Consider the following 25,570-nt stretch of genomic DNA (forward strand, 5'->3'; position numbering starts at 1 on the left):
GACGAAAACCTCTTCCGTACCTTCTATTCGAAATCAAGGCCGCGCACATCGCGCAAGAAGGCCACGGGGAGGATCATATGACCTTGTCTTCGCGCGCCCGCCTGTGCTCTGGCGCGGCATTATTAGCGTTTGCGTCATTTTCAACGGCGCATGCCCAATCCAGCAACGCCCGCCCAGCCTCGCCCGAGCAGGTCGCGCAGGTGGACGAGATCATCGTCACCGCCACGCGCCGCGAACAGGCGCTGTCCGACGTGCCGCTGGCCATCTCGGCGGTGGGCGCGCAGGCGCTGCGTAACTCCGGCGCCACCGACGTGCGGGCGCTGAACCAGCTGAACCCGTCGCTGCTGGTCTCCTCGACCGGCTCGGAATCCAACACCTCGGCCCGCATCCGCGGCATTGGCACGGTCGGCGACAACGCCGGCCTCGAAAGCTCGGTGGCCATCTTCATCGACGGCGTCTACCGCTCGCGCACCGGCGTGGGCCTGAACGAGCTGGGCGAGATCGAGCGCGTCGAGGTGCTGCGCGGCCCACAGGGCACGCTGTTCGGCCGCAACGCCTCGGCTGGCCTGCTGCACATCATCACCCGCAAGCCGCAGTTCGAGACCGAAGGCTACGCCTTCGCCAGCGTCGGCGACTTCCGCTATCGCCGCATCGAGGGCGGCGTCACCGGACCGATCACCCCCACCCTGGCCGGCAAGATCGAAGGCGTCTGGGAAAAGCGCGGCGGCTTCTACCAGGACGTCAACACCGGCGCCGAGATCAACACCCGCGACCGCTACTTCCTGCGCGGCCAGCTGCTGTGGGAGCCCACCGACCGCTTCTCGGCGCGGCTGATCGCCGACTATTCCAAGCGCAACGAGTCGTGCTGCGGGGCTGTGTTCGCCACCGACAAGATCGCGCCCGGCAACTCCGCCCTGCTCGACCCCAACGTCAACGCCGCCGTGCGCGTGCTGACCCTGGTCGCGCCCGCTACGGTCGACCAGCTCTATCCCTCGCGCAACGATCCCTATGACCGCAAGGTCGCCTTCTCGCCGGGCACGACCTTCGCCGGCACGACCAAGGATCGCGGCGCGTCGCTGGAGATGAGCTGGAAGCTGGCGGGCGCCGAGGCGACCTCGATCACCGCCTATCGCAACTACAACGGCGCCCAGGGCGCGGACGCCGAGTACAACCTCGTCGACATCCTGCACATCGACCGCGAGGGCTCGGGCCGCAGCTTCAAGACCTTCTCGCAGGAGCTGCGTCTGCAGGGCGACGCCTTCAACGACCGCCTCGACTGGCTGGTTGGCGGCTTCTATTCGCACGAGAAACTGGAGGTCGGCAGCACGCTGAAGTTCGGCTCCGAATACGGTCCGTTCTCCTCGTGCCTGATCGTCAACGGCATCAACCGCGCACTGGTCGACGCCAACGCCGCCGGCTGCCTGACCCCGACCGGCCGCGCGGCGCTGGGCGGCGCGGCCTCGCCGACGGTCCAGGCGCTGGACCTGCTCTATTCGATCTCGAACATGGGCGACGACCGCACGCGCTACGGCCAGACCAGCAAGAGCGCGGCGATCTTCACGCACAACATCTTCCACGTGACGCCGACGGTCGATCTGACCCTGGGCGCCCGCTACACGCACGAGAACAAGGACTTCTCGGCGGCGTTCCGCAACACCAACACCGTCTGCCCGCGGGTGCGCGCATTGCCGGGCGTCAGCGCCGGCATCGTCGGCCTGGCCTGCCAGGGCAACTCGACCTCGGAGCTGAACGCCCTGAACCTGGCCGACAGCCACAAGGAGAGCGAGGTCACCGGCACGGCCGTGCTGTCGTGGAAGCCGTCCGAACCCTTGATGGTCTATGGCAGCTATTCGAAGGGCTACAAGGCCGGCGGCTTCAACCTGGACCGCTCGGCCCTGGGCCCGGCCACCACGGTGCTGACCAACGCCTCGGTCACCAAGCTGCGCTTCGATCCGGAGAAGGTCGACGCCTTCGAGCTGGGCGCGAAGTACAGCGCTGGCGGCCTGTCGCTGACGGCCTCGGCCTTCTACCAGCGGTTCGACAACTTCCAGCTCAATACGTTCGACGGCACGGTCTACATCGTGGCCACCATCAATGGCTGCGGCACGAACCTGAACGGCGGCGATCGCGATGCGAGCGCCACGACCGGGGCTTGCGCGCCGGGCGACGTGAAAGCCGGCGTCATCGCCAAAGGCGTGGAGTTGGAAGCCGCCTGGCGGCCGATGCGGCATCTGAGCCTGACCTCGGCGGCCACCTATGCCGACACCAGCTATGCCGACCAGCTGGTCGGTGACGCGCTCGGCGCGCCGCTCAGCCCGTCGCTGTCGCGCCTGCCCGGCCAGCAGATGTCGAACGCCCCGCGCACGGTCTTCACCAACGCCGTGACGTGGACGCCGCCGATCGGGTCGTCGGGCTGGACGGGCCTGGCCTATGTCAACGCCCGCACCAGCAGCCGCTACAACACCGGCTCGAACCTGGCGCCGAACAAGGTGCAGAAGGGCTTCACGGTGGTGAATGCGCGCCTGGGCCTGCGCGCGCCGGACGAGAAGCTGGCCATCGAGCTGTGGGCGCAGAACCTGCTGAACCAGGACTATGCCCAAGTGATCTTCGACAGCGCCTTCCAGGGTTCGTACTCGGCCTATCTCGGCGATCCGCGCACCTGGGGCATGACGGTCCGGGCGCGCTTCTAAAGACCCCTCGAAACCCTTGCCTCGGGGATACTCAAGGCCTCGGCGTTCGCGCCGAGGCCTCTTTCGTTGTCAGGCGCCGAGGTTCAGCACTTCCAGTTCGTGGCCGTCCAGATCGGCGACGAAGGCCAGGCGCGCCGCGCCCAGACTGCGCGGGGCCAGGCGACTCGTTCCACCCGCCGCCACGATACGATCATGAACGGCGTCGACATCGGTGACGCTGAAGCCGATCGGTCCGTTGGCGTTTCCCCTTTCCAGCGCACGGCCGTCGCGCCAGCGGCACAGCACGATGCTGCCGCCGGACTGCCCCTCCGGCGCGCGCAGGATCAGTTCGTCGAACCCAGGGGCGGCCATCCGCCCACCCGGCGCCATACCGAAGGCGGCGGCATAGAACGCCGCCGACCGGTCGAGATCGGCGACGAAGATCTTCAGGAAGCTTTGGGTCGCGCTCACGCCCGCACCGCCGACACCATGGCCTCACGCTCGGCCAGCAGGCGCACGTTCTCGTCGTGACGCTCGCGGGTGATACGATAGCCCAAGAGGCAGGCCATGCCGACGCCGTACAGCAGCACCAGGGTCGGGGCGTAGACGAAGACCAGGCGCGTGATGATCTGCGGATCCAGGGTCGCGGGATCGGCGCCTTTGGGGAAATTCACGGCGCTGAGCAGCAGGCCGGAGACGAACACGCCCAGGCCCGAGACACACTTCTGGACGATGCTGTTGGCGGCGAAGAACAGGCCCTCGGCCCGCCGGCCCGTGCGGACCGCGCTGTCGTCGATCACGTCCGACAGCATGGCGGTGATCATGATCACCGACACCACGCCGCAGGTCCAGTACAGTGTCTGGATGGCCAGCAGCGCGGGGACCAGCGCCTTGGAGCCCTCGGCCGGGAACCATCCGGCCAGCCGCAGGCCGAAGGGCAAGAGGCCCAGCGCCACCGTCACCGCCAGCAGGATGATCGCCGCGCGCTTCTTGCCCAGCAGGCGCGACAGGCGCGGGGCCAGAGGCAAGGCCAGCAGCGATCCGATCAGCGCATCCAGCGCCAGGAAGGCGATTTGGCCCGAACTGAGCTTCCACCAGTAGGTGGCGAAATAGAGCGCCAGGGCGCTGACCACGCCGGTGCCGGTGAACTTGATGACGCCATAGCCCATCAGCGCCAGGAACGAGCCGTGCCCCAGGCTCTGGCGCATTTCGCCCAGCACCGCCGGCAGCGAGCGGCGCGGCTGGACCGGTGGCTTACGGAAGCTGGCGATCCGTCCGTGGGTGCCGGCGGCCGAAACCAGGATCGACAGGGCCATGACAATGGCCGCGGTGACGGCGTAGCGCCACCAGCCGTCCGGATTGAGCAGGCCGACGGGGTGGGCGGTGTCGGGTTTCAGGAACACCCGCAGGGTGACGATATAGAGCAGCGCCCCGCCGACGATCGCGAACATGTAGCGATAGGCCATGATCGCGGTGCGCTCGTCATAGTCGGCGCTAAGCTCCGGACCGAGGGCCGAGCTTGGGATTTCGTAGAGCGCAATGAAGGTGCGCACCAGGATCGAGGTCGCGACGATGTAGCCGAACAGGGCGCCTTGCGACCAGTCGGCGGGCGGCATGAACAGCAGCAGGAAGCTCCCCGCCGTCGGCAGGGCCGAGGCATACATGAACGGATGCCGCCGACCCCAGCGCGAACGTAGCCCGTCGGACAGCTGGCCGATCAGCGGATCAAGCAGGGAGTCCGCGACCAGGGCCAGCAGGATCGCGCTGGCCACCAGCCCGGCAGGCAACCCGACCACCTGGTTGTAGTAGATCAGCAGGAACGACTTGAAGGCGCCGTCCTTGACCCCGTAGGCGACCGACCCGAAGTCGTACAGCAGCTTCGTCCTCACAGGCAGGCGCACGCCCTTTGCCTCACGTCTCATCGCAACCTCCCTGGCCCTGCATGTCGAGGCCTTGGCGGGACGATGGCATTTATGGTGCGTGAGTCAAATACCTTATCCCCACACCAAAAAGGAATTCCCCTCACCCAAGGCAACGCCACACCTGCCTACTACAGGCCTTGACAGCAATGACACGACCATAGTTCCCGGGCCGAAACGATGAGCGCCAATGCGGTGAAGATCGAATGGCCTCGGAGCCAATCAACACAGCCCAGGTGCGACGCCGCGCGGCCCCCTCCCGCTGCGAGCGAGGGATCACGATGGCGATGCCCACTAGGCGCTCAAGGGTTGGACCTGTGCGGATGTGTTCAAGGCCGCCCCCACCGGACGGGTCGCGACAAAGCCGCTGGCGGCCCAGGAGGGACTCGAACCCCCGACCTTCGCTTTAGGAAAGCGCTGCTCTATCCTGCTGAGCTACTGGGCCTCGCTTCGCGCGGGCCAGGGTCAATAGCGCAAGATGGCGGGCGTGCGAACCCCGTCCAAAACGCCTTCGGGCGCAGGTGGGGGCGAACTTGGTGCGGCATCTGAAATCGATCTATGTGCAGGTCCTGATCGCCATCGCGCTGGGCATATTGGTCGGGGCGCTGTGGCCCAAGATCGGGGTGGCGGTCAAACCGCTGGGCGACGCCTTCATCAAGCTGATCAAGCTGGTCATCGCGCCGGTGATCTTCTGCACCGTGGCCGGCGGCATCGCGCGGATGGGCGACATCAAGGCGTTCGGCCGGGTGGGCGTCAAGGCGCTGCTCTATTTCGAAGTCGTCTCGACCTTCGCGCTGATCCTGGGCCTGATCGTCGGGCGCACCCTGCGCCCCGGCGACGGCTTCAACATCGATCCGGCCACGCTCGATCCGTCGATCGCCGCCGGCTATGTCGAGAAGGCCAAGCACGGCGAGGGGCTGATCCCCTACCTGCTGCACCTGATCCCCGACACCTTCTTCAGCGCCTTCGCCGAGGGCAACCTCTTGCAGGTGCTGCTGATCGCCATCCTGACGGGGTTTGCCTGCACCCGGCTGGGCGACTTCGGCGACAAGGTCGCCAATATTCTGGAAGACGCGGCCAAGCTGTTCTTCGGCGTCATCCACGTGGTGATCCGCCTGGCGCCGCTGGGCGCGTTCGGGGCCATGGGCTTCACGATCGGCAAGTACGGCATCGGCGCCCTGATGCAGCTGGGCGCGCTGGTGGCGACCTTCTACATCACCTCGCTGCTGTTCGTGCTGGTGGTGCTGGGGGCGATCGCCTGGGCCAGCGGCTTCTCGATCCTGCGGTTCCTGGCCTACATCCGCGAGGAGCTGCTGATCGTGCTGGGCACCAGCTCGTCGGAGAGCGTGCTACCGCAGATGATGGAGAAGCTGGAGAACGCCGGCGCGCGGCGCTCGGTGGTCGGGCTGGTCATTCCCACCGGCTACAGCTTCAACCTGGACGGCACCAACATCTACATGACCCTGGCCACCCTGTTCCTGGCTCAGGCGACCAACACCCACATCTCGCTGGGCCAAGAGCTGGCCTTGCTGGGCGTGGCCATGCTGACCTCGAAGGGCGCCTCAGGCGTCACCGGGGCGGGCTTCATCACCCTGGCCGCGACCCTGGCGGTCGTGCCCGACATCCCGATCGCGGCCTTGGCCGTGCTGGTCGGCGTCGACCGGTTCATGAGCGAGTGTCGGGCCCTGACCAATCTGGTCGGCAATGGCGTGGCCACCCTGGTCGTCGCCCGCTGGGAAGGCGCCTTGGACCGCGACAGGTTGTCGCGCGTCCTGCGCGGCGAAACCGGCCCCGCCGAGCCCTCCGCCGCCTAGGCACGGCCCGCGAGCGTTGGCGCGAAATCTCGCCAGAACGTTGATCTAACAGTGTTCTTGCACGGCGCGCGCCATATTCGTCGGCTACCCGACCCTGGAGCCCAGGCAAGCTCAACCTTTGCGCATGTGCAGACGCGCGCACCTGGCATATGCGGCCCAGCTTGTTCGGCGCCGTCTGCATGTTAGGGTTTCAAACACAACCGACGTGCGATCCTCGAACAATGCTGGACCTAGCCTCTAGAGACGAGATCACGAGCCCCGATACCGGGGACTTGGTGACCCTCATCGAGACCATCGAGGCCCTGTCGGCGACCCGCACCATCAGCGAAGTGGCCGAGGTCGTGCGCAAGGCCGCGCGGAAGGTTTCCGGGGCCGACGGCATCGCCTTCGTGCTGCGCGACAATAACCAGTGCTGGTATTTCGACGAGGATGCGATCGGCCCGCTTTGGAAGGGCAAGCGCTTCCCGCTGACCGCCTGCATCTCCGGCTGGGCGATGCTGAACCGCCAGACGGTGGTGATCCCCGACATCTATCTGGACGATCGCATCCCGCACGACGCCTACCGGCCGACCTTCGTCAAAAGCCTGGTGATGACGCCGGTGCGGTTGGAAGACCCGGTCGCGGCCATCGGCGCCTATTGGGCGCAAGAGCACGTCCCCGCGCCCGAGATCATCAAGAAGCTGCAGGTGATCGCTCGCGCCACCGCCTCGGCCCTGGAGAGCGGCCGCCTGCACGACAACCTCGTGGATTCCAAGCAGCACGGCGCCTTCCTGCTGCAGGAGCTGGACCACCGGGTGAAGAACACCCTGGCCATCGTCCAGTCGATCTCGCGCCAGACCCTGCGCTCGACGCCGACGCCCGAGGCCTTCGCCGAGACCTTCGAGAACCGCATCCTGGCCCTGTCGCAGGCGCACGAGTTGCTGACGCGCCGCGCCTGGGGCCGCGCCGAGCTGCACGAGATCCTGGACAAGGCCCTGGCCCCGTTCAGCCCCGAACTGGCCGAGCGCTTCGACATCATCGGCCCGGCCCTGACCTTCAGCGCCGAGACCTCGGTGTCGGTGCACATGACCCTGCACGAGCTGGCGGTGAACGCCGCCAAGCACGGCGCTCTGTCAAACCCGGAAGGCCGCGTGGTGATCCGCTGGACGGTCGACGAGGCCGCCACACCGCCGATGCTGACCCTGACCTGGCGTGAGGTCGATGGCCCGACCGTCGACGACCGGCCGCGCCATCGCGGCTTCGGCAGCCAGATGATCGAACGCGGCCTGGCCCGCGACCTGGGGGGCAAGGCCAGTCTCGACTTCACGCCGCAGGGCGTGGTCTACACCCTGCGCGCCCCGCTATCGCAGAGGATGAGTCTCGCCGCATGAAGTCCAGCAAGGTGATGATCGTCGAGGACGAAGCCCTGGTGGCCATGATGGTCGAGGACATGCTCGGAGACCTGGGCTGCGAGATCGCCGGCTCGTTCGGGGCGGTCAATGACGCCCTGGCATGGCTGGGCAGCGGCGAGCCTTCGCCCGACGGCGCGGTGCTGGACGTCAATATCGGCGGCGAGATGGTCTTCCCGGTCGCCGAGCAGCTGCGCGAGCGCGGCGTGCCGTTCGTGTTCGCCACCGGCTATGGCGACCTGCCGCGCAAGGGCTTCGAAAGCATCGAGGTGCTGGCCAAGCCGATCAATGCCGGGGCGCTGCGCCGAGCGGTCGACAAGTTCCAGCCGGAATAGCGCCGCTCACCCGCCCTCGCGGATGAAGTCGATGAAGGCCCGCAGCGGCGCGGGCGCGCGGCGACGGCTGGGATAATAGAGGTAGAAGCCGCTGTAATAGGGGCACCAGTCCTCCAGCACCCGCACCAGCTTGCCGGCCGCGATCAGGTCGGCCACCTGCTCCTCGAAGGCGAAGGTCACGCCCAGCCCGTCCAGGGCCGCGCGGATCGTCAGGTCGTGGTCGTTCAGGGTCAGCGGGCCGTCGACCTCGATGTTCAGCTCGACCCCGCCGCGTTCGAACTCCCAGTGATAGAGACGGCCGCTGGCGAAGCGGAAGCGGATGCAGGGGATCTCCTTCAGCTGCTCCGGCGTCGTCGGCTTGGGATGCGTCTCGAAGAAGGCCGGCGAGGCGACGATGGCGGTGCGCTGGCGGCCACCCAGCGGCACGGCGACCATGTCCTGGGCGATGGTCTCGCCGAACCGGACGCCGGCGTCGCAGCCCTCGGCCACCATGTCGACCAGGGCGGAGTCGGCGACGATCTCGACCTTCACGCCGGGCTGCTGGGCCATGAAGCGAGTCACGGCCGGCAGCAGGACCAGTTCGACCGCGCCGCGCGGGGCGTTGAAGCGCAGCGTGCCCATCGGCTGGCCCCGGAAGTTGTTGAGGTCGTCCAGGGCGTCGTCGATGTCGCGGAAGGCCGGCGACACCCGCGCGAACAATCGCTCGCCGGCCTCGGTCAGGGCGACGCTGCGGGTGGTGCGGTTGACCAGGCGCAGGTCCAGCCGCTCCTCGATGCCGCGCAGGGCGTGGCTCAGGGCCGACGGCGTGCAGCCCAGCTCGTCGGCGGCGCGGCGGAAGCTCTTGTGGCGGGCGATGGCCAGGAAGCTGGCCAGGTCGGCGGGCGCGACAGGACGCATTGCTGAATTTCACTCACTGACTTGGCGATAAATGCCATGATTATCTCATCGAAGGCCGAGGTCTAGATATTCCTCCGTCGCCGCGACGCTCCCCGCCACGGCCCAACGGAAGGAACAAGATATGCGTACCTGGTTCATCACCGGCGCCTCGCGCGGCTTTGGCGCCCTGATCGCTCAAAAGGCCCTGGCCGCCGGCGACGCCGTCGTCGCCACCGCCCGCAACCCCGCCTCGGTCAGCGAGCGCCTGGGCCAGCATCCCAACCTGCTGGCCGTGGCCCTGGACGTCACCGACGAAGCCCAGGCCCACGCCGCCGCCAAGGCCGCCGTCGAGCGCTTCGGCCGCATCGACATTCTCGTGAACAACGCCGGCTACGGCCTGCTGGGCGCGGTCGAGGAAGCCACCGGCGCGGAGGTCGAGGCCCTGTACCGCACCAACGTCTTCGGCCTGCTGGCCGTGACCCGGGCCGTGCTGCCGCATATGCGCCGCCAGCGTTCGGGCCGGATCCTGAACCTGTCGTCGGTGGGCGGCCTGCGCTCGGGCGCCGGCTTTGGCGTCTACTGCTCAACCAAGTTCGCGGTCGAGGGGCTGACCGAGGGTCTCGCCGCCGAGCTGGCCCCACTGGGCATCTTCGTCACCGCCGTCGAGCCGGGCTATTTCCGCACCGACTTCCTAGACGCGACCTCGCTGAGCGTCAGCCCGGCCAGCATCGCCGACTACAACGAGACGGCCGGGGCCGTGCGCGCCCATGCGGCCGTGGTCAGCCACAACCAGCCCGGCGATCCGCAACGCCTGGCCCAGGTGCTGATCGACTTCGTCGACGCCCCCAACCCGCCCGTCCGCCTGCCGCTGGGCAGCGACACGGCCGCGGCGACTGAAGCCGTGGCAGCCGCGCATCTGGCGCTGCTGAAGGACTGGCGTGACGTAGCGGTCTCGACGGACTTCCCGGTCGAGGAAGCGGCCGCCTAAGGGGCGATCCGCAAGACCAGGATCTGGTTGATCTGGTTGGCGTCGTAATTGTCGTCCGAAGCCAGCACGAGCGTGCGGGCCCCGTCCTTGAGGCGCGGGCCCCACGCCATGGCTTCCAGATTGTCGATCCGGATCCCCAGGCTGTCGAAGTTCAACAGCAGGCGCTTTTCCGCCGCCCGGACCGGCGTCGCCGACAGGCTCTCGATCTTCGAGACATCCTGGGCCTTGGCCAGGTCGGCCACATAGAGGCGGATGTGGTAGCTGTAGCGCCCGTCCGCGCCCTTGATCCCCGAGCGCTCGAGCACCAGCAGGCGGTGATCGTCCAGGGTGAGGATCTCGCTAATGCCGTTGTCGCCGACACCCAACGGCGAGGCGACCTGCACCGGGTCGACACGATAGGCATACTGGGCCAGCACCTTGCCCGCGCGATCCAGCTTGGTCAGACGCGCAAGGCCGCCCTCGGCCACCGAGGGGATTGGGCCGTCCTGGGCCAGGGGCCACTCCATCGACAGCCACAAAGACCGTCCGTCGACGGACCAGCTCATGCCTTCGGTGGTGGCGTTCTTGCGCGCGCCGGTCTCGCCGCCGTCGTGAAAGGTCAAGGCCTCGGGAACGACCAGCCGCGCGACCGGTGTCCCGTCGGCCCTCATGCGCCGCACCGACGGCGGATAGCCGTGGTCGAAGTCGCCCTCGGTGGACCAGAAAAGATCAGCGTTCAACGGATCGAAGCGGATGGACTCGCCGTCGGCGGCCTCGGTTCCCGCCTTGCGGTCGGGGAAGGTCGAACCGTCCTCGCGACGCAGCGGGATCATCGTCTCCAGCGCCAGGTCGCAGCGCCCGTCCTTCAAATCAAGCTTGCCGAGGAAGGCGTGCGAGGGTCCGTGCTCGGACTTGTCGTCGCTGATGAAGGCCCACTGGCCCAAGCGCTGGTCGAAGTCGATGCCCGAGATGCCGCCATAGCCGCCGCCCTGGAACTCGATGCCCTTGGGGACCTCGCAGGTCTTGAACAGGGAGACGCGCGGCTCGGCGATGGCTGGACCGGCCAGCAGCAGGGCCGCCAGGACCAGCGCCTTCACAGCCGCAGCTCCGGCATGGCGACCGGGCCGTCGTCCCAGCCGGCCATGGCCGCCTTGGCGTCGGCGCGTTCGACGGCGATCGCCAGCTTGGCCCGGAACTCGGCGGGATCGATCATGAAGGGCTGGTTCTCCTGCGGCCCGGTCGTATGCAGGCGGGCCCGCCCGTCGGCCGGCAGGATATAGCCGACGTCCTGACGGCGGAAGTTGGCGATCCGCGACTGCACGTCGACCAGCCAGTTCAGCGACACCACTTGGCAGCCCGCCGGCGACAGCAGGGCGTTGTGCAGGCCCGAGCCGAACTCACCGGCCACCACGCGGGCGCCGGAGAAGATCCTGGCCTGCTCGGCCCAGGGCAGCGCCTCGGGCCGCACCAGGGTCAGGCCCAGTTCCTCGGCGACGCCCTCGACCTCGGCTTCGTTGGTCAGTTCGCGGAAGGCCTGGGCCGTGCGCACGCCGCTGCGGCTGACGAACACCTTGTCGGGCGCGCCGCCACGCGGCCAGGCCAGGGCCTCGCGCTCCAGGCTCCAGCGCAGGAAGTCGTGGAAGTGATACGCCTGGTGCAGCATGTGCGGCAGCAGGACGGTCCCGATCTCCACGGCCTCGTCGCGCGGATAGTAGGTGATGATCTCCAGGCCCGGGACCAAATCCCGCGCGATCGTGGTCATGTAGCCCGGCGCGGTGACCGGCAGCAGCAGCGGCGCGACGATCCCCGCCTCCGCCAGCGCCCGGATCAGGAAGAGCTTGGGGTACATCTCGGTCAGCCAGTGACCCCAGACGTAGTTGAAGTGGGTGATCACGAAGGCGCGGTCCAGGCGCTTGCGGACCGGTGCGTCGAAGCGCCAGCCGTCGGCCTGGATGTCGTGCTCGTAGCGGTAGCGGATATAGCTGGGATAGGCCTCGTCGGCGTGCAGATAGGCGCCGTCCAGCTTCAGCTGCGCGCCCGGTCCGCCCGCCACCGCCCGGTGGACGACGACCAGGTCGATGTCCGGCGCGACCGCGTTTTCCAGGTCGTGCATGCCGTTCAGCAGGTCGCCGGCGCACGGCCACGACATTGGACGCGGCGGGATCGGCCCGCTGGACCCCATCAGCTTCACCCGCGCCACGCGTTGGCCGCCGCCCAGCGCCTGGGTCATCGAAAGCCGCTCGGCGCCGGTGATGTCGACGTGGGCGACCACGGCCCTAGAGCGCTTCGTCCAGGAAGGTCAGGAACCCCGGAAGGTCCAGCCGCCAGCGGAACTCGGACGCCGGCCGCGGCTGGCCCTCCATCAGGATCTCGGTCTCGCTCAGCGGTGACGGCGCGAAGAAGGCCCGCCAGTCCACCCCGACCAGCAGGGCGACATTGCGCACCCATACGCCGATGAAGTTGCTGGGCTGGATCTCGAAGACCTTGGTCCCCGGCTTGCAGAACAGGACGTTGGCCAGGGCCGCGCCCGCAGGCGCGACCACGATCTCGGCGCGATGGAACAGGGCGATCTGCTCGCGGACCGGCAGGACCTCGGGCCGGACGACCGTGAAGCCGCGCGCTTCCAGGGCGGCCTCCAGCTCGGCCTCGTTGACCAGGACGCGTTTTAGCGAGCCCAGGCGGCTGACATAGATGCGCTTGGGCGCAGCCGGGTCGTCCGGGATCGCGGCGTTGGCCAGGATGCGATCGCGCACCGCGTCCAGAGGCGGGCCCGGCGCGTGCAGGAAGTGATCCATCGGCGTGGCGAACACCACCTCGTCGATGCGGACGATCGGGGCCTCGACGATGCGCGGCTTAGGCGCATCGCCCATGGCCAGCGCCAGCAGGTCCGCCTGCCAGGGCAGCAGCGGCGGCGTTATCGGCGGATAGGCCTCCAGCGCGCCGGCCTGCTGGGCCGCGACCAGGGCCGAGAGGCAGTCGATCAGGAAGTGGCCGTAGTTGTGCACCCCGCCCCAGGCCACGAACACCGTGGCGCGCGGAAAGGTCGGCGCGTCGGCGGGCAAGGCGAACAGCGTCTGGTCGCCCTCACGCCTCGCGTTCGGCAGGGCCGCCAGGGTCGGGGTCAGGTAGATCGCCTCATGGACGGAGGTCTTGAAGGTCCGCCCCGCGTCGTCGAACACCGCGCCGAACGCCGGCGCATGCCAGACGTCGCGCACCCGAACCAGGTCGACGGCCGAGCGCAGCACGCCGTTCTCGCCGTGCGCCCAGCCGGGGGTATCGACGCCGCCGCTCTTCTGGCCCAGGGCCGCGCGGGTCTCGGCCTCACCCAGGATCGCCGCCGGGATGACCGAACCGATCACGCCGGGCCCGTCCAGCGGTTCGGCCAGGGCGTCGGCGACGCGCGGCAGGACCTCGGCGTCCTCGACCAGCGTCAGGGTGATGGTCGGCGGCGGAGGCGGCGGTGGCGGCTTGGGCAGCAGGCCCTTCAGCTTGCGCACCGTCCGCCGGGCCAGGCTCTTGACCTCTCTCACAGCTCGAAGCTCGCCCGGTAGCCGGCGCGGGCGACGATGGCGGCGGTCAGGCGCTCGATCGCGTGGGCCGTGGCGCCGTCGACACGGCCGAGTTCCGGCTCGAAGCCGATCTCGACGTCCGACAGGTCCGACAGCGGCGCGAAGGCTTCGGTCCGTCCCCAGAACATCGAGCCGGCCGCGAACGGCGTCTCGGGCGCGGGCTTCAGACCCATGCGGGCCGACAGGCGCTCGACGGCGGCGGCGTTGTTGGCCATCACGTCCGGGTCACCGATCCGCATGCGGGCCTCCGACGAGGCCAGCAGACCCAGCTTGGGATCCTGGGCGAAGGCGCGCAGGGCCAGGCTGGCCGCCTCGCCGCCCAGCAGGCCGTCGAACAGCTCGGCCCGCCATTCATCGCCCTTGGCGCGGTGCGGCGAGCGCTTGGAGTGCAGCTTGCAGAAGGTCGAATAGCCCAGGGCCTTGGCCCGGCGCAGGGTCTCGACGAACGGCCGGATGTCGCGGCCACGGTTCTCGGCGATGGCCAGATGTGCGCTCGGGAAGGCGGCGCGGACGCGGGCCAGGTCGGCCTCGTTCCAGCTCTCGGGCACGGTGATCATCACATCCAGGCCGCTGGCCGTCGCCGCCAGGCGCTGGGCGAACCAGTCGATCAGTTCGGGATAGAAGAGGTGCAGCAGCACGACGGCGTCGGCGCGCTTCTCGAACGTGCCTTGCGCCTGCGCCACCAGCGGATGGGCGTCGGTCAGGCGCGGGACATAGGCGCCCAGGGCCGTGCGGGTGGCGTGCAGATAGCCATGGCCGAACCAGCGGTCGGGCTCCAGATAGGCCCCCTCGCCCCACTCGTTCCAGGCATTGACGAAGACCATGGCCTGGCCTTGCGGATGCTTGGCCTGCGCGTGTTTCAGCGCGCCCGACAGCCAGGTCAGGTAGCTTTCCGGATCGGCGTTGTGGAAGGCGTGGCCGGCCCAGGGCTTGCGGGCCTGGTTGTCCCAGCCCGGCATCACCCCCGGCACGAAGGCGGCGGGCGCGGCTTCCAGCTCGTCCAGCTTGGACTGCACGACCACCGGATAGTCGTAGACCTTGCCAGTGAAGTTCGCATGCAGCGGCGTCACCGCCTTGGTGATCTCGCCCTCGACGATGGCGTGCGGCGGGAAGTCGATGATCCCGTCGAAACCGTGCGACGCGTAGTCCTGGAAGCCGAAGGCCGTGGTGCACAGCAGGTGCAGTTCGCCCAGGCCCATGGCTTTGGCCTGCTCCCGCCAGCGGTCGGTGGTGGCCTTGGAGTCCGGCAGGATCTCGGGCCGATAGAGCACCAGCACCGGCTTGCCGCCGACCTTCAGGTAGCGCGGGTCACGGATGTAGCGGGCCATGTCCTCGAACGCGGCGCGGTCGTCCTCGGGCGAGTGCTCCTGGCCCATCAGGACGTTGCTCTCGTCGCCGTCCCAGCGCCGGGTCCAGTTCTCGTTGGCCCAGCAGAGGGCGAACGGGAAATCCAGGGTCGGATCGGCCAACACCAGTTCGATCGGCCGCTCCAGCAGGCGCTTTCCGGCGAACCAATAGTAGTGGAAGCAGAAGGCCGAGACGCCCGCGTCCTTGGCCAGGTCGATCTGCTGGGCGATCACCTCGCGCTGGCGCAGGTCGTAGAAGCCGAGGTCGGCCGGCAGGCGCGGCTGGTAGTGGCCCAGGAACTGCGGCTGGGCCTTGGAGACGTTGGTCCACTCGGTGAAGCCCTTGCCCCACCAGAGGTCATTCTCCGGGAACGGATGGAACTGCGGCAGGTAGAAGGCCACGACCTTGGGGGCGTCGGCTGGCAAGACGATCGGCGTCGCGATCGGGGCGGCGAAGTGCGGGCTACGCAGGTTCTTCGAGACCGCGATCGCATGCTGGTAAGTCGCGCGGACCGGACCAGCGTCGCCGGCGACCGCGCGGGTCCCGCGCGAGCGCTGCAGCATCGCCCGGCCACGCCGCCAGGCCGCGCCGACCGGCTGGCGCAACGGTCCCAGGGCCGGCTTCAGCGCCTGGATCACCGCGCCCCGCAAGCCGCGCGGATCCTTGCCGAGGTCGCCGATGCGCGTGACCTTGAAATCGCTGACCGTGAACGTGCATTCGCCCTCTGACGGATCCAGGCGCACGCCGGTCAGCTGCCAGCTGCGCGCCGGCAGCGAGGCGAACCAGCCGTCCGGGCCGGCCTTCAGGCGCGTGTAGGAGTCCTCGGAAAAGCCGTCACCCCAGTCGGCATAAAGGGCCGGGCCGACCAGCTGGCCCTCGACCGCTTCCAGCTTCAGGTCGATGCGCACGGCCTTGGCCGCCTTCAGCCCGGCTCGCTCGGCGCGGGTCGGGCTCCAGAGCATCTGCGGGTCGCCGCCGGCCGCCGCCAGGATCGTCCGGCCCCGGGCGTCGACGCCCTGGACCGTGACATCCCTGCCGGGCTTCAAACCGCCCAACGTCATTTTGGGCGACCCGCTGCTCATGCCTTGCCCGAAAGGCGGGCCAGGAGGCGCGCGAAGAAGCTCGGCTGCTGGTTCGGGTCACGCTTGCGGATGACCACCGCCGCCTGGAAGAACCGCGACGGATCGTCGATGTAGCGCACCACCTCGCCGCCGTGCGGTGCGGCTTCCTTGGCCACGAACTTGGCGGTCACGGCCGTGTCGCCATAGACGTCGGACTCGCGATAGGCGCCGCCGCCCGAGGGCAGATAGGCCACGCCGTCCTGGGCCAGCTCGGCGCGCATGCGCGGCAGCTGGTCCTTGTAGGCCGAGAGGGCCACGTGCCAGGCGTTGTCGGAATTGGGATCGGCCGCGTCCATGAAGTCCAGGAAGCGCGGCGGCTCGACCGTGAACACCAGCAGGCCGCCGGGGGCCAGCACGCGCAGCAGCTCGGCCAGCCAGGCGCGGAACAGGTGCGGCGGCAGGTGGGTGAACACCGAATAGGCCGTCACCAGCCGGAAGTGGCCGTCGGCGAACGGCAGCGGCTGGCCGTTGACGATGGTGTCGAAGCTCCCCGGCAGGCTGGCGCCCGCGCAGAAGGCGACCATGTCCGGATCGATGTCGGCGCCGACCATGTCCTCGGCGCGGAAGTCGCGCAGGAAGAAGCGGCCGATGCGACCCCAGCCGCAGCCGAAGTCCAGATAGCCCTTGCCGGCCGACCGCTGATAGCTGCGGTCGTTCATGCTCTCCTGGGCGAAGCGGTAGAAGCGGCCGGCCTCGTCCAGCGCGTCCTCATAGGCCGAGCCGACGAACTGGCGCTGGATCTCGGCCGACGGGAAGTCGGGGTACAGGACGCCGTCCTGGACCCGCTCGCCGACCGAGCGCTTCAGGCGCGCGAGCCAGGCGTCGGCGCCGACACCGTTGAGGTCTTCGTGCGCGAGACGGCGGACGGTATCGGTCATGCGGCTTGAGATTCCCGGTAGACGAGCCAGTCCTCAGTCGTGCCGAGGAAGGCGATGCGGCCGGCCTGCAGTTCGCAGACGCGGTTACAGACGCGGCGGACCAGCTCATGGTCGTGGGTGGCCAGCACGACGATCTTGGCGTCCTCGACCATGCGCTGCATGCGGTCGGCGGCCTTCTGCACGAAGGCGGCGTCGCCGGCGCTGAGCCACTCGTCCAGCACCAGGATGTCGGCCTCGAACTCGGTGGCGACGGCGAACATCAGGCGCGCCAGCATGCCGGCCGAATAGGTGCGGACCGGCAGGTGCAGGAAGTCGCCCAGCCCCGAGAACTCGGCGATCGAATCGACGCGGCTGTCGATGACCTTGCGCGAGAGCCTCCGCATCAGGCCCAGCTTGTGGATGTTGCGAAGGCCGGTGGCCTCCATGTCGATGCCGGCGTTGATGGCGATCATCGAGGTGATGTCGCCGTCGATCGACAGCTCGCCGCGCGTGGGGCTGTAGATGCCGGCGATGACCTTGAGCAGGGTCGTCTTGCCCGAGCCGTTGTGGCCCACCAGGGCGATGCGGTCGCCCTCGACGATGTCGAGATTGATGTCGTGCAGCGCCTTGACCGCGGCGACGTCGCCGGCGGCCTTGTACATCTTGCCGCCGACCGCGAGGTTGAACACCGCGCTGCGCAGCGACTGCGAGCGCAGGCTGTAGACGAAGTAGTCGAGGTCGACGTTCGTCAGCTTGATCTGGTGCGTCATCGCCGTCTCCTACAGCCAGAAGACCACGCGCTTGCGGAACAAGGCCAGCAGCGCGAAGGCGATTATGGCCAGGACGCCGGTGGTGCCCAGGGTCCAATACCAGTCGATGAGGGCCGGCGCGTGGCCGGTCAGCGGGGCGCGCAGCAGCTCCACCTGATGGGTGAACGGGTTCATCTCGACCACCCAGCGGTTCTTGGCGCTGACATTGGTGGCCAGCCAGAACACGGGCGTCACATAGAACAACAGCTGGACGACGTAGCTCATCATGTAGGCCACGTCGCGGAAGCGGGTCGAGGGCACGGCGATGACGAAACCCTGCAGGCCAACGATCAGCAGCATCACCACGACCGCCGGGATCAGCGTCCAGTGCGGCACGACGAACCGGCCCATGACCAGCATCACCGCCCAGAATGCGATCGCCTGGAACAGGAAGTTCGTCGCGGCCTTCTGCACGTGCAGGAAGACGTAGAAGCTCAGCGGCAGGCGCTGGCTCTGCATCAGGCCGGCATTGTAGAGGAAGATCGCCTGGGCCTCGGCCATGGCCGTGCCCACCAGCGACCAGGCCAGCAGGCCAGCCACCACCTGCGGATAGCTCCCCATGATGTCGGCGCCCATCATGGCGCTGACCAGGAAGGCCAGGGCGAAGGCGACGACCAGCAGGTTGCAGGCCATCCAGAACGGACCCAGGATCGACCGCTGGAAACGCGAGGCCGTCTGGTCCAGGCCGAGCCGCCACCACAAAGGGGCGAGACGGAGACCGTCTCCCACGTCCTTGAGCGCCGCCATCACGGGACTCGGCATTCGCGACCTTCCAAAACGCCACGTCGGGCGACCAGTAAGGCGCCTGCTTACAGAGCCCTGAGCCGCCCGACAATTGCTTTGGAAGGTCGATGAACGTCGTGTTGCGTAAAAACTTTAGTCGAGCGCCTTGAAGCGCACCGCCGCGCCGCCGCCGGCCGCCATGTCGAGGTCCAGGCTGTCCTTGGCGGTGACGACCTTTTTCTCGACGGTCAGGGCGGCGGGGTTGGTGCGGAAGTCGGCCCAGGGGCCGTCGCGATAGATCTGGGCCTCATAGCGTTTGCCGGGCGCCAGGAAGTCCAGCTTCTGGGTCAGCTTGCGCGGCTGCTCGTCGGTCAGGGCGCCCAGGAACCAGTCCTTGGCCCCGCGCTGCTGGCGAGCGACGACGACAAAGTCGCCGACCTGGCCCTGCAGGGTCTTGGACGTCTCCCAGTCGGTGGGCACGTCGCGCACGAACTGGAAGGCGTCGGGACGGGCCTCGTAGTTTTCCAAGAGGTCGGCGGCCATGTGGATCGGGCTGTAGAGCACGACATAGAGCGCCAGCTGGGTGGCGATGGTCGACTGGCCGCGGCGGGTCAGCTCAGTCTTGCCGTGCACCACATCGAAGACGCCCGGCGTGAAGTCCATCGGTCCGGCCAGCATGCGCGTGAACGGGATGATCACGGTGTGCTCGGGCGGATTGGTCGGATCGCCCCAGGCGTTGAACTCCTGCCCGCGCGCGCCTTCGCGGCTCAGCATGTTGGGCCAGGTGCGGCGCAGGCCGGTGTCCTTGACCGGCTCGTGGGCGTCGATCGAGATCTTGTGGCGCGCCGCCACCTCGGCGACGTGCAGGTTGTGGCGGACCATATATTGGCCGGCGAACCACTGCTGCTGGCCGTCCTGGTCGACGATCGTGCCGCTGTGGCGGACGTAACCCGTCTTCACCTGGCTGACCCCGACGCTCTCATAGAGCTTCATGGCGTCTTCCAGCTGGGCCTCATAGTTGGGCACCGCGCCGGCGGTCTCGTTGTGGCCGATCAGCTTCACACCCTTGGACTTGGCGTAGTCGGTGATCGCCTTGATGTCGAAGTCCGGATAGGCCTGCGTGAAGCTGAACTTCTCCCCATTGCTGATCCAGTCGCCGTCCCAGCCCTTGTTCCAGCCCTCGACCAGCACGCCGTCAAAGCCGTACTTGGCGGCAAAATCGATGTAGCGCTTGGTGTTCTCGGTCGTCGCGCCATGGATCGGGCCGCTGCCCCAGGTCGACTTTTGCAGGTGCATCTCCCACCAGATGCCGACATATTTGCCCGGCTTGATCCACGAGGTGTCGGCGATCTTGCTGGGCTCGTTGAGGTTCAGCTCGATGCGGCTGTCGGCCAGGGCGCCGGCGGTGTCGCCGATCAGCACGGTGCGCCAGGGCGTGGTGAAGGCGCCGGTCTTCCTGGCCAGGGTCCCGTCCGGCCACGGCATCAGCTTGGCCTTGTAGGTCCCGGCCCCGTTGCCGGCGAGCAGCATGCTCGGGAAGTCGACCAGCGCCGCCTCGTGGAATGACAGGTGCAACCCGCCCTTCTCGCGCATCGTCAAAGGCGTCTCGGCCAGGGTGATGCGGCGGGCGTCGGTCTGCTTGTAGAGGTACTCGTCGCGCTCCTGGCCCAGGGCCTCGTACCACCAGGCGTCATAGGCCCCGACGGGCTTGAACTCGGTGCGGTCGTCGGTGACGGCCACGGCTTGGCCGGCCGGGATCGCGGCGTAGGCGTAGCGGAAGCCCAAGCCGTCATCGAACAGGCGGAAGGTAACGTCGACGCTCTTGTTCAGCGGCGTGTCGCCGACCAGTGAGACGGTCAGCTCCGAATGATTGTCGCGGATCACCCGCTGCTCGCCCCAGGGCTGCTCCCAGGTCGCGTCCGAGGCCGAGCGCTTGGCGGCGGTGATGGCCGAGTAACGCGCCTGCGCCTCGCCGGCGAAGGTCAGGCCCATCGGCGCGGCCGACAGCACCGGCTTGCCGCCCTTGCTCACCTCGTAGAAGGCCTGCCCGTCCTTGGTGAAGACGCACACCTCGATCACCTTGCCGGGCGACTGGGCGCACTCGCGTTCCGCGGCCTGAGCGAGCGCCGGCGAGGCCAGGGCGGCCAGCAGGGCCAGGGTTCGGAAGCTCATCGAACAGTCTCTTTCGAAAAGGGCGCCCCGGCTCCGCAGGACGGGAGCCGGAGGCGCAGGGGGAGGACTTGGATCGGCCCAGCACGCGGGCCGATCGAACGCAAAAGGGCTTCGGAGCGCGTGCCGGATTGCCCGCGCCAGGACGAAGTTCGGACGAGGGGGTGCGAGGCAGGCGCTATCCGGTGTCGACCGCCTCGATGAAGCCATTGGCCGTCAGCCGGCCCGTGGCGGGATCGGCCGCGCCGCCGCCTTGGCCCAGCAGGCCGGCGTGGAGGACGTGGCCGCGATAGACGATCAGCCGGTTGAAGACGGGCTCGATCGCCTCGATCAGGTCATAGCCGGGGGTGTCAGCGCCGGCGAAGGCCTGACGCTCCTGGGCCAACTCGGCCTTGAGCGCGGCGGCATAGGCGTCGGTGCGTGAGGCGTCGACGGACTCGAAGCCTGTGGCCTCATGCCGGAAGAAACCGGTGCCGCCGAAGTCGCCCTGGCAGAAGTAGTGGACCATGGCCAGGCGGCTGGGGTCGGGCCCGTCCAGGTGCGGGAGGGTCTGGACCGGTGTGGCGGCCGAGGCCGGCGTGGTGGCCAGGGCGAAGAAGCCGAAGAATTCCAGCACCGCGCTGGCCGAGACGCCGAACGCCGCCTCGATCGGGCCGCGCAGGGCCGTGACCACCGTGCGGTAGTAGGCCTCGGGCAGGTTGGCGTTGAGGCCCGGATAGTTGGTGTGCGGCGGCCGGTAGAACGCGGCGGCGCGGGCCGCGTCGATCATGGCCCACGGATCGGCCAGCACGTCATCGACGACCAGCAGCGGTTGCTGCTCTTCGCCGACCTTGCGCAGGCGGACGCTGATGTTGGGCCCCAGCAGCAAGGGTTTGACGGCGGCCTGGACGGTCATGTCGGCGACCTCAGCACGGCCATCTTCAGCTGCTGCTTCAAGGCGTTGCGCTGGGCGGGGCTCAGCGTGCCGAGCGCGCCGCGCAGAGCCTCGGGAATGTGCGCCGTCGCCTCGCCCCGGTCGCCGAAGACATAGGTCGCGAACATCTCGCGCCAGTAGGCCTTCTCGCCGTCGGGCAGGTCCTTCAAGGCCAGTAGGGCGATCTGGAAGACGTCGACCGGGCGCTCCAGACCCACGGCCGTGTCGCCCCACCAGTAGTTGACCATGGCGTTGTAGGGCTCGAGCGAGGTGACGTGGTGCCACCAATGCTTGGGCATGAAGAGCGCGTCGCCCGGCTCCAGCCACGCCACCCGCGCGGCGGCGTACGCGTCGCGGTAGCGGGGGAAACGCGCCAGGTTCGGAGCCTCCGGATCGACCAGCGACAGCGGCGGCGGGTTCTCCAGCGGGCCGACATAGAGGTTGCTGACCTGCTCGGGCGGGAACAGCACGAAGCGGCGACGGCCGGCGAGCACGCAGGCCAGGTTGTGGTCGCGGTCGTTGTGGGTCTGGGTGCGCAGCGGTCCGCCGACCCACAGGCGCGGCATCACCTTGGGCGAGACCAGCGGCATCGGGTTCTGGCGCACGAACTCGGGCATGTGGGTGGCCAGCGGCAGCATCTGGATGGCGACGAACGGTGCGTTCGGCTGACCGAGCAGAGCCTCGATGCGGTCCAAGGTCTGGCTGATGCCGGCGTTGCGCTTGGAGAAGCTGAACTCGCGCAAGTCGGGGCCATAGGCGTACCAGCCGTTGGTCGAGGCCGGAGCCTCCATGACCGGGCCCGGCAGGCCTGAGTCCATGGCCTTGAGGTAGGCGTTCATCGCCCCCGGCGAACGGCCGGCGGCAAGGGCCGGCCAGGTGTCGACCAGGCCCTTGATCACCACCGGGGCTTCGGCCGCGATGATCCGCTCGAAGGCCTCCGGCGACGGCGCGGCGACGGCGGCCACGCGCGGCAGGGCTTCCAGGCTCAGGGTCGGATCGATGGAAAGGCCGCTATCCATGGACAGGCTCCCGGCCGCAGAAGCTTGCCAGATAGAGGTCGTGGGTCGGCTGGCGTTCGACCTGGTCCTTAATGAAGGACAGGATGCGGCGGAACTCGTGCTTCATCAGCTCGGGCGAGGTCGCGTCGATGATCGGGGCGTGGCTGTCGGGCGTTACGCCATGGCCGACGAACACCGCCCGCCAGCTGTCGTTGGAGAAGCTGTCATGCTCGAACGGCGCGATCTCGCCGCGCGCCATGAAGGTGGCGATGCGATGGGCCAGGTCCGGCGAGAGCGGCGCCTGACGGGCGCGGGTCCAGAAGTCCGAGACGCCGTAGCGGTTGACCGCATAGTGCAGCTGCTGGAAGTCGCGCACCCGCCCGAACTGCTCGGCCATGGCCCGGTTGTAGGCGCCCTGCTCGTAAGCCCAGTCGCCGGAGACCGGGAACAGGGCGAGCAGCTGGACCAGACCCATCTGCACCGCGTGCAGGTCGACGCCGTGCAGCGGATCGAACACGCAGGCCGCCTCGCCGATCGCGACAACATTGCGGTCCCAGGCCGACAGGCGGCGACCGGGGGCGACGGCGCGCACCGAGGCGTCCTTGATCGGCAGACCGGAGGCGGCGCTGACGGCTTGCAGCGCCTCTTCGTCCGTACACAGATCGAAGGCGTAGGCCTGGACGATGTGAGTGGCGTTCTGGGCCGGATGCAGGGCCGTCCAGCCGCGCGCCCAGGCGCGGGTCTCGGCATAGGCCGGGATCGACGGGAAGGCCGGGGCCAGGGCGGTCAGCACGCGATCGGCCGGGAAGGCCCAGGCCTCGCGCGGGCTGTCGATCAGGCCCTCGAGGTCGATGAAGAGATCGCCGGTCACGCTACGGCCTTCGCCGAGGTCGAGGGCGGCGACGTCGCCCGTTTCGGCGCGCTCGACCGAAACGCTCAGCGCCTGGTGCGCCTCGACGCCCCGGCGAACCGCCAGGCTCTTCAGCGCCCCGGCATAGGCCAGGGCCGGCAGGTGGTAACCGTAGTCGGCGCGGCCGAAAACCTCGGTCTCCTCGTCCGGCATCAGGAACCGGCCGTGCTTGGCGACGGCGGCGGTCAGCGAGAAGTCGGCGAACTCGGCGTTCAGGCCCAGGGCCCGCGCCTTCAGCCAGAACGGGAAGAAGTCGCGCCCATCGATCGGCGCGCCGTGGGCGCCGTGGGCGTGGAAGAAGGCCGGGGCCTGGCCGGTCAGGTCGACAAAATTGCCGCCCAGCGAGAAGGTCCCGCCGACGCTCTGCATCAAGGCGGACTCGTCCAGGCCCAGCAGCCCATGCAGCGCCTCCAGGGCCGGCAGGGTCGCGTGGACGCTGGCGGGCGTCAGGCGGCTGGGCAGCTCCACCGCCGTGACCGCCACGCCGGCCGGCTCCAGGGCGGCGCGCAGGACGGCGGCGGACAGCCACAGCGGGGCGTCGCGGCCCACAACCACAACCTTGTTCGGCGCGGCGCTCATTGGGCGACCGCCTTTCGCGGCGCTTCGACGGCGCCCGGGGCATACCGCGCGATGAAGTCCGCGTGCGAACTCATCGCCGCGACGTTCGTATCGATCCGGGTCTTCAGGTCCGCCAGCTTCGTACCCAGCACGTCCAGCGGCATCGTCTGCGCCAGACGATCATAGGCGCGCGGCGCGATCCCCTGCCCTTCCAGCACCGACAGCCAGCTGTCGCGCGAGAACAGGCCGTACTTGTAGTCCGGCAGACCGGCGCGGCCTTCGAACAGAGCCAGCTTCTCTTCCAAGCTGGCCGGGATCTCCATGGTCCGCACGTGGTCCCACAGCGGCTGCCCGACCCGCTGGTTCAGGCGGTAGTGCAGGATCAGGAAGTCGCGGATCCGGTCGTACTGGATCTCGAACAGGCGGTTGAACTCGGCCGTCAGGCGCGGATCCATGCCGGTGGCCTTGGTCGGCATCAGGTTGATCAGATCGATCACGGCGGCCTGGATCAGGAAGATGCTGGTGCTCTCCAGCGGCTCCAGGAAACCCGAGGCCAGGCCCATGGCCACGACGTTGCGGGTCCAACCGGCCTTGCGGCGGCCGGCGGCGAAGCGCAGCAGCTTCGGCTCCATCTGGGCTGGGCCGTCCAGCTGGGCCAGCAAGGTGTCGCGGGCCTTGTCCTCGTCCATGAAAGCGCTGGAGAACACATAGCCATTGCCGGTGCGGTGCTGCAGCGGGATGCGCCAGATCCAGCCGCCCTCCTGAGCGGTGGAGCGGGTGTAGGGGCTGAAGTCGCCGGCGCGGCCGCAGGGCACGGCCAGGGCGCGGTCGCACGGCAGCCACTTGGTCCAGTCCTCCCACTGCGCCTTCATCAGCCCGCCCAACAGCAGCGAGCGGAAACCCGAGCAGTCGATGAAGAGATCGCCCTCGATGCGCTGGCCCGACCTCAGGGTGATGGCGGTGACGTCGCCGCGTTCGCCATCCTGGGCGATGTCGGTGACGAGGCCCTCGATGCGGGTCACGCCCCGGGCGGTCGACCATCGCCGCAGGTAGGCCGCGTAAAGGCCGGCGTCGAAATGGTAGGCGTAGGCATAGGTCGAACGGATCGACTTCTGGTCCTCGTTCGGAAACTCGAAGGCGTTCGCGCGGGCCGCGACCACGGCGTACGAATAGGCCTGCAGCGGCGCCGGCTCGAGCCCGGCCAGCTTGGCGCGCGCCCAGTGGTGCTGGAAGTCGACGCCCGCCCACGGCTCGCCGAACGTGCCGAACGGATGGTGATAGAGGTCGCCCGGCTTGCCCCAGTTGCGGAACTCGATGCCGAGCTTGAACGTGCCTTGGGTCTCACGCAGGAACTCGACTTCGTCGATGCCCAGCATGTCGTTGAAGGTCTTGATGTGCGGCAGGGTGGCTTCGCCCACGCCCACGGTCGCGATCTCGTCGGACTCGACCAGGGTGATGGCGTAGTCGCGCGGGTCCAGAAGCCGCGACATCCCCGCCGCGCACATCCACCCGGCCGTTCCGCCGCCGACGATGACGACCTTGAAGGCCGCTTCTGAGTTGCCTGTCCGCATGGTCGGACCTCGAACGGGTCCGGCGCCGCGACGGTGATCGCGGCGCCGTTCCTCTAG

Annotated in this window: 20 protein-coding genes and 1 tRNA gene; 5 read left to right on the plus strand and 16 right to left on the minus strand. The window is 68.6% G+C overall.

The genetic code is table 11. The features are described from left to right. The first annotated feature begins 77 nt into the window (after positions 1-77). On the plus strand, positions 78-2,690 hold the full coding sequence (locus tag AC1RR5_RS11500; protein ID WP_492921666.1) for a TonB-dependent receptor: 2,613 nt from the start codon (positions 78-80) through the stop codon (positions 2,688-2,690). Between the two features lie 69 nt (positions 2,691-2,759). Here AC1RR5_RS11500 and AC1RR5_RS11505 read toward each other — a convergent pair whose 3' ends face one another. The 3 genes from AC1RR5_RS11505 to AC1RR5_RS11515 form a co-directional block, all read right to left on the minus strand. Then, positions 2,760-3,140 carry a VOC family protein gene (locus AC1RR5_RS11505; RefSeq protein ID WP_492921668.1) on the minus strand — a complete coding sequence of 127 codons (381 nt, stop codon included), beginning with the start codon at positions 3,138-3,140 and terminating at the stop codon, positions 2,760-2,762. Next, complete coding sequence (locus tag AC1RR5_RS11510; protein ID WP_492921670.1) at positions 3,137-4,591, minus strand: MFS transporter; 1,455 nt, start codon at positions 4,589-4,591, stop codon at positions 3,137-3,139. The genes AC1RR5_RS11505 and AC1RR5_RS11510 overlap by 4 nt, the downstream gene beginning before the upstream one ends. Positions 4,592-4,956: 365 nt before the next feature. After that, positions 4,957-5,033 (minus strand) — tRNA-Arg (locus AC1RR5_RS11515). A gap of 100 nt (positions 5,034-5,133) precedes the next feature. On the opposite strand from AC1RR5_RS11515, the gene AC1RR5_RS11520 reads away from it, so the two are divergent. The 3 genes from AC1RR5_RS11520 to AC1RR5_RS11530 all read left to right on the plus strand — a co-directional run bounded on the left by AC1RR5_RS11520 (position 5,134) and on the right by AC1RR5_RS11530 (position 8,125). Beyond that, on the plus strand, positions 5,134-6,402 hold the full coding sequence (locus tag AC1RR5_RS11520; RefSeq protein WP_492922094.1) for a dicarboxylate/amino acid:cation symporter: 1,269 nt from the start codon (positions 5,134-5,136) through the stop codon (positions 6,400-6,402). Positions 6,403-6,677: 275 nt separating this feature from the next. After that, positions 6,678-7,772 (plus strand): sensor histidine kinase, encoded by a 1,095-nt coding sequence (locus AC1RR5_RS11525; protein WP_492921672.1) that lies wholly within the window; start codon positions 6,678-6,680, stop codon positions 7,770-7,772. Beyond that, positions 7,769-8,125: a response regulator gene (locus AC1RR5_RS11530; protein WP_492921674.1), complete on the plus strand. Its 357-nt coding sequence runs from the start codon at positions 7,769-7,771 to the stop codon at positions 8,123-8,125. Before AC1RR5_RS11525 ends, AC1RR5_RS11530 begins: the two co-directional genes overlap by 4 nt. Before the next feature lie 6 nt (positions 8,126-8,131). Here AC1RR5_RS11530 and AC1RR5_RS11535 read toward each other — a convergent pair whose 3' ends face one another. Beyond that, complete coding sequence (locus tag AC1RR5_RS11535; protein ID WP_492921676.1) at positions 8,132-9,022, minus strand: LysR family transcriptional regulator; 891 nt, start codon at positions 9,020-9,022, stop codon at positions 8,132-8,134. Between the two features lie 121 nt (positions 9,023-9,143). Here AC1RR5_RS11535 and AC1RR5_RS11540 point away from each other — a divergent pair, with 121 nt between their 5' ends. Further along, positions 9,144-9,989, plus strand: a complete 846-nt coding sequence (locus AC1RR5_RS11540; RefSeq protein ID WP_492921678.1) for an oxidoreductase — start codon at positions 9,144-9,146, stop codon at positions 9,987-9,989. Here AC1RR5_RS11540 and AC1RR5_RS11545 read toward each other — a convergent pair. From AC1RR5_RS11545 to AC1RR5_RS11600, 12 genes are all read right to left on the minus strand, one after another. Continuing rightward, positions 9,986-11,065: an esterase-like activity of phytase family protein gene (locus tag AC1RR5_RS11545; protein ID WP_492921680.1), complete on the minus strand. Its 1,080-nt coding sequence runs from the start codon at positions 11,063-11,065 to the stop codon at positions 9,986-9,988. The genes AC1RR5_RS11540 and AC1RR5_RS11545 overlap by 4 nt on opposite strands. Further along, a complete protein-coding gene (locus AC1RR5_RS11550; RefSeq protein ID WP_492921682.1) occupies positions 11,062-12,240 on the minus strand; it encodes a glycosyltransferase family 61 protein in 1,179 nt (392 codons plus the stop codon). Before AC1RR5_RS11550 ends, AC1RR5_RS11545 begins: the two co-directional genes overlap by 4 nt. A 4-nt stretch (positions 12,241-12,244) precedes the next feature. Beyond that, a complete protein-coding gene (locus AC1RR5_RS11555; RefSeq protein WP_492921684.1) occupies positions 12,245-13,498 on the minus strand; it encodes a glycosyltransferase family 61 protein in 1,254 nt (417 codons plus the stop codon). After that, positions 13,495-15,945, minus strand: coding sequence for a glycoside hydrolase family 99-like domain-containing protein (locus AC1RR5_RS11560; RefSeq protein ID WP_492921686.1), 2,451 nt, complete (start codon positions 15,943-15,945; stop codon positions 13,495-13,497). The genes AC1RR5_RS11555 and AC1RR5_RS11560 overlap by 4 nt, the downstream gene beginning before the upstream one ends. A gap of 17 nt (positions 15,946-15,962) precedes the next feature. Beyond that, entirely contained in the window at positions 15,963-16,883 is a 921-nt protein-coding gene (locus tag AC1RR5_RS11565) for a class I SAM-dependent methyltransferase (protein ID WP_492921688.1), read from the minus strand. Next, the gene (locus AC1RR5_RS11570; RefSeq protein ID WP_492921690.1) at positions 16,880-17,632 is read right to left on the minus strand and encodes an ABC transporter ATP-binding protein; all 753 of its coding nucleotides are present in this window, start codon (positions 17,630-17,632) and stop codon (positions 16,880-16,882) included. Before AC1RR5_RS11570 ends, AC1RR5_RS11565 begins: the two co-directional genes overlap by 4 nt. 9 nt (positions 17,633-17,641) lie before the next feature. Continuing rightward, positions 17,642-18,433, minus strand: coding sequence for an ABC transporter permease (locus tag AC1RR5_RS11575; RefSeq protein WP_492921692.1), 792 nt, complete (start codon positions 18,431-18,433; stop codon positions 17,642-17,644). Positions 18,434-18,547: 114 nt separating this feature from the next. Further along, on the minus strand, positions 18,548-20,566 hold the full coding sequence (locus AC1RR5_RS11580) for a glycoside hydrolase family 97 protein (RefSeq protein ID WP_492921694.1): 2,019 nt from the start codon (positions 20,564-20,566) through the stop codon (positions 18,548-18,550). 175 nt (positions 20,567-20,741) lie between these two features. Then, positions 20,742-21,458, minus strand: coding sequence for a DUF6445 family protein (locus tag AC1RR5_RS11585; RefSeq protein WP_492921696.1), 717 nt, complete (start codon positions 21,456-21,458; stop codon positions 20,742-20,744). Continuing rightward, entirely contained in the window at positions 21,455-22,495 is a 1,041-nt protein-coding gene (locus tag AC1RR5_RS11590) for a cupin-like domain-containing protein (protein WP_492921698.1), read from the minus strand. Before AC1RR5_RS11590 ends, AC1RR5_RS11585 begins: the two co-directional genes overlap by 4 nt. Beyond that, positions 22,488-23,963, minus strand: a complete 1,476-nt coding sequence (locus tag AC1RR5_RS11595; protein ID WP_492921700.1) for a tryptophan 7-halogenase — start codon at positions 23,961-23,963, stop codon at positions 22,488-22,490. The genes AC1RR5_RS11590 and AC1RR5_RS11595 overlap by 8 nt, the downstream gene beginning before the upstream one ends. Next, entirely contained in the window at positions 23,960-25,513 is a 1,554-nt protein-coding gene (locus AC1RR5_RS11600) for a tryptophan halogenase family protein (RefSeq protein WP_492921702.1), read from the minus strand. The genes AC1RR5_RS11595 and AC1RR5_RS11600 overlap by 4 nt, the downstream gene beginning before the upstream one ends. Between the last annotated feature and the right edge of the window lie 57 nt (positions 25,514-25,570).

The sequence above is a fragment of the Caulobacter sp. GW821-FHT11E11 genome (assembly GCF_058808315.1).

Coding starts and splice junctions, on each gene's coding strand:
- AC1RR5_RS11580 (WP_492921694.1), bottom strand. CDS start 20,566: ATGAGCTTCCGAACCCTGGCCCTGCTGGCCGCCCTGGCCTCGCCGGCG.
- AC1RR5_RS11500 (WP_492921666.1), top strand. CDS start 78: ATGACCTTGTCTTCGCGCGCCCGCCTGTGCTCTGGCGCGGCATTATTA.
- AC1RR5_RS11530 (WP_492921674.1), top strand. CDS start 7,769: ATGAAGTCCAGCAAGGTGATGATCGTCGAGGACGAAGCCCTGGTGGCC.
- AC1RR5_RS11585 (WP_492921696.1), bottom strand. CDS start 21,458: ATGACCGTCCAGGCCGCCGTCAAACCCTTGCTGCTGGGGCCCAACATC.
- AC1RR5_RS11560 (WP_492921686.1), bottom strand. CDS start 15,945: ATGACGTTGGGCGGTTTGAAGCCCGGCAGGGATGTCACGGTCCAGGGC.
- AC1RR5_RS11540 (WP_492921678.1), top strand. CDS start 9,144: ATGCGTACCTGGTTCATCACCGGCGCCTCGCGCGGCTTTGGCGCCCTG.
- AC1RR5_RS11565 (WP_492921688.1), bottom strand. CDS start 16,883: ATGACCGATACCGTCCGCCGTCTCGCGCACGAAGACCTCAACGGTGTC.
- AC1RR5_RS11600 (WP_492921702.1), bottom strand. CDS start 25,513: ATGCGGACAGGCAACTCAGAAGCGGCCTTCAAGGTCGTCATCGTCGGC.
- AC1RR5_RS11510 (WP_492921670.1), bottom strand. CDS start 4,591: ATGAGACGTGAGGCAAAGGGCGTGCGCCTGCCTGTGAGGACGAAGCTG.
- AC1RR5_RS11575 (WP_492921692.1), bottom strand. CDS start 18,433: ATGCCGAGTCCCGTGATGGCGGCGCTCAAGGACGTGGGAGACGGTCTC.
- AC1RR5_RS11535 (WP_492921676.1), bottom strand. CDS start 9,022: ATGCGTCCTGTCGCGCCCGCCGACCTGGCCAGCTTCCTGGCCATCGCC.
- AC1RR5_RS11590 (WP_492921698.1), bottom strand. CDS start 22,495: ATGGATAGCGGCCTTTCCATCGATCCGACCCTGAGCCTGGAAGCCCTG.
- AC1RR5_RS11595 (WP_492921700.1), bottom strand. CDS start 23,963: ATGAGCGCCGCGCCGAACAAGGTTGTGGTTGTGGGCCGCGACGCCCCG.
- AC1RR5_RS11570 (WP_492921690.1), bottom strand. CDS start 17,632: ATGACGCACCAGATCAAGCTGACGAACGTCGACCTCGACTACTTCGTC.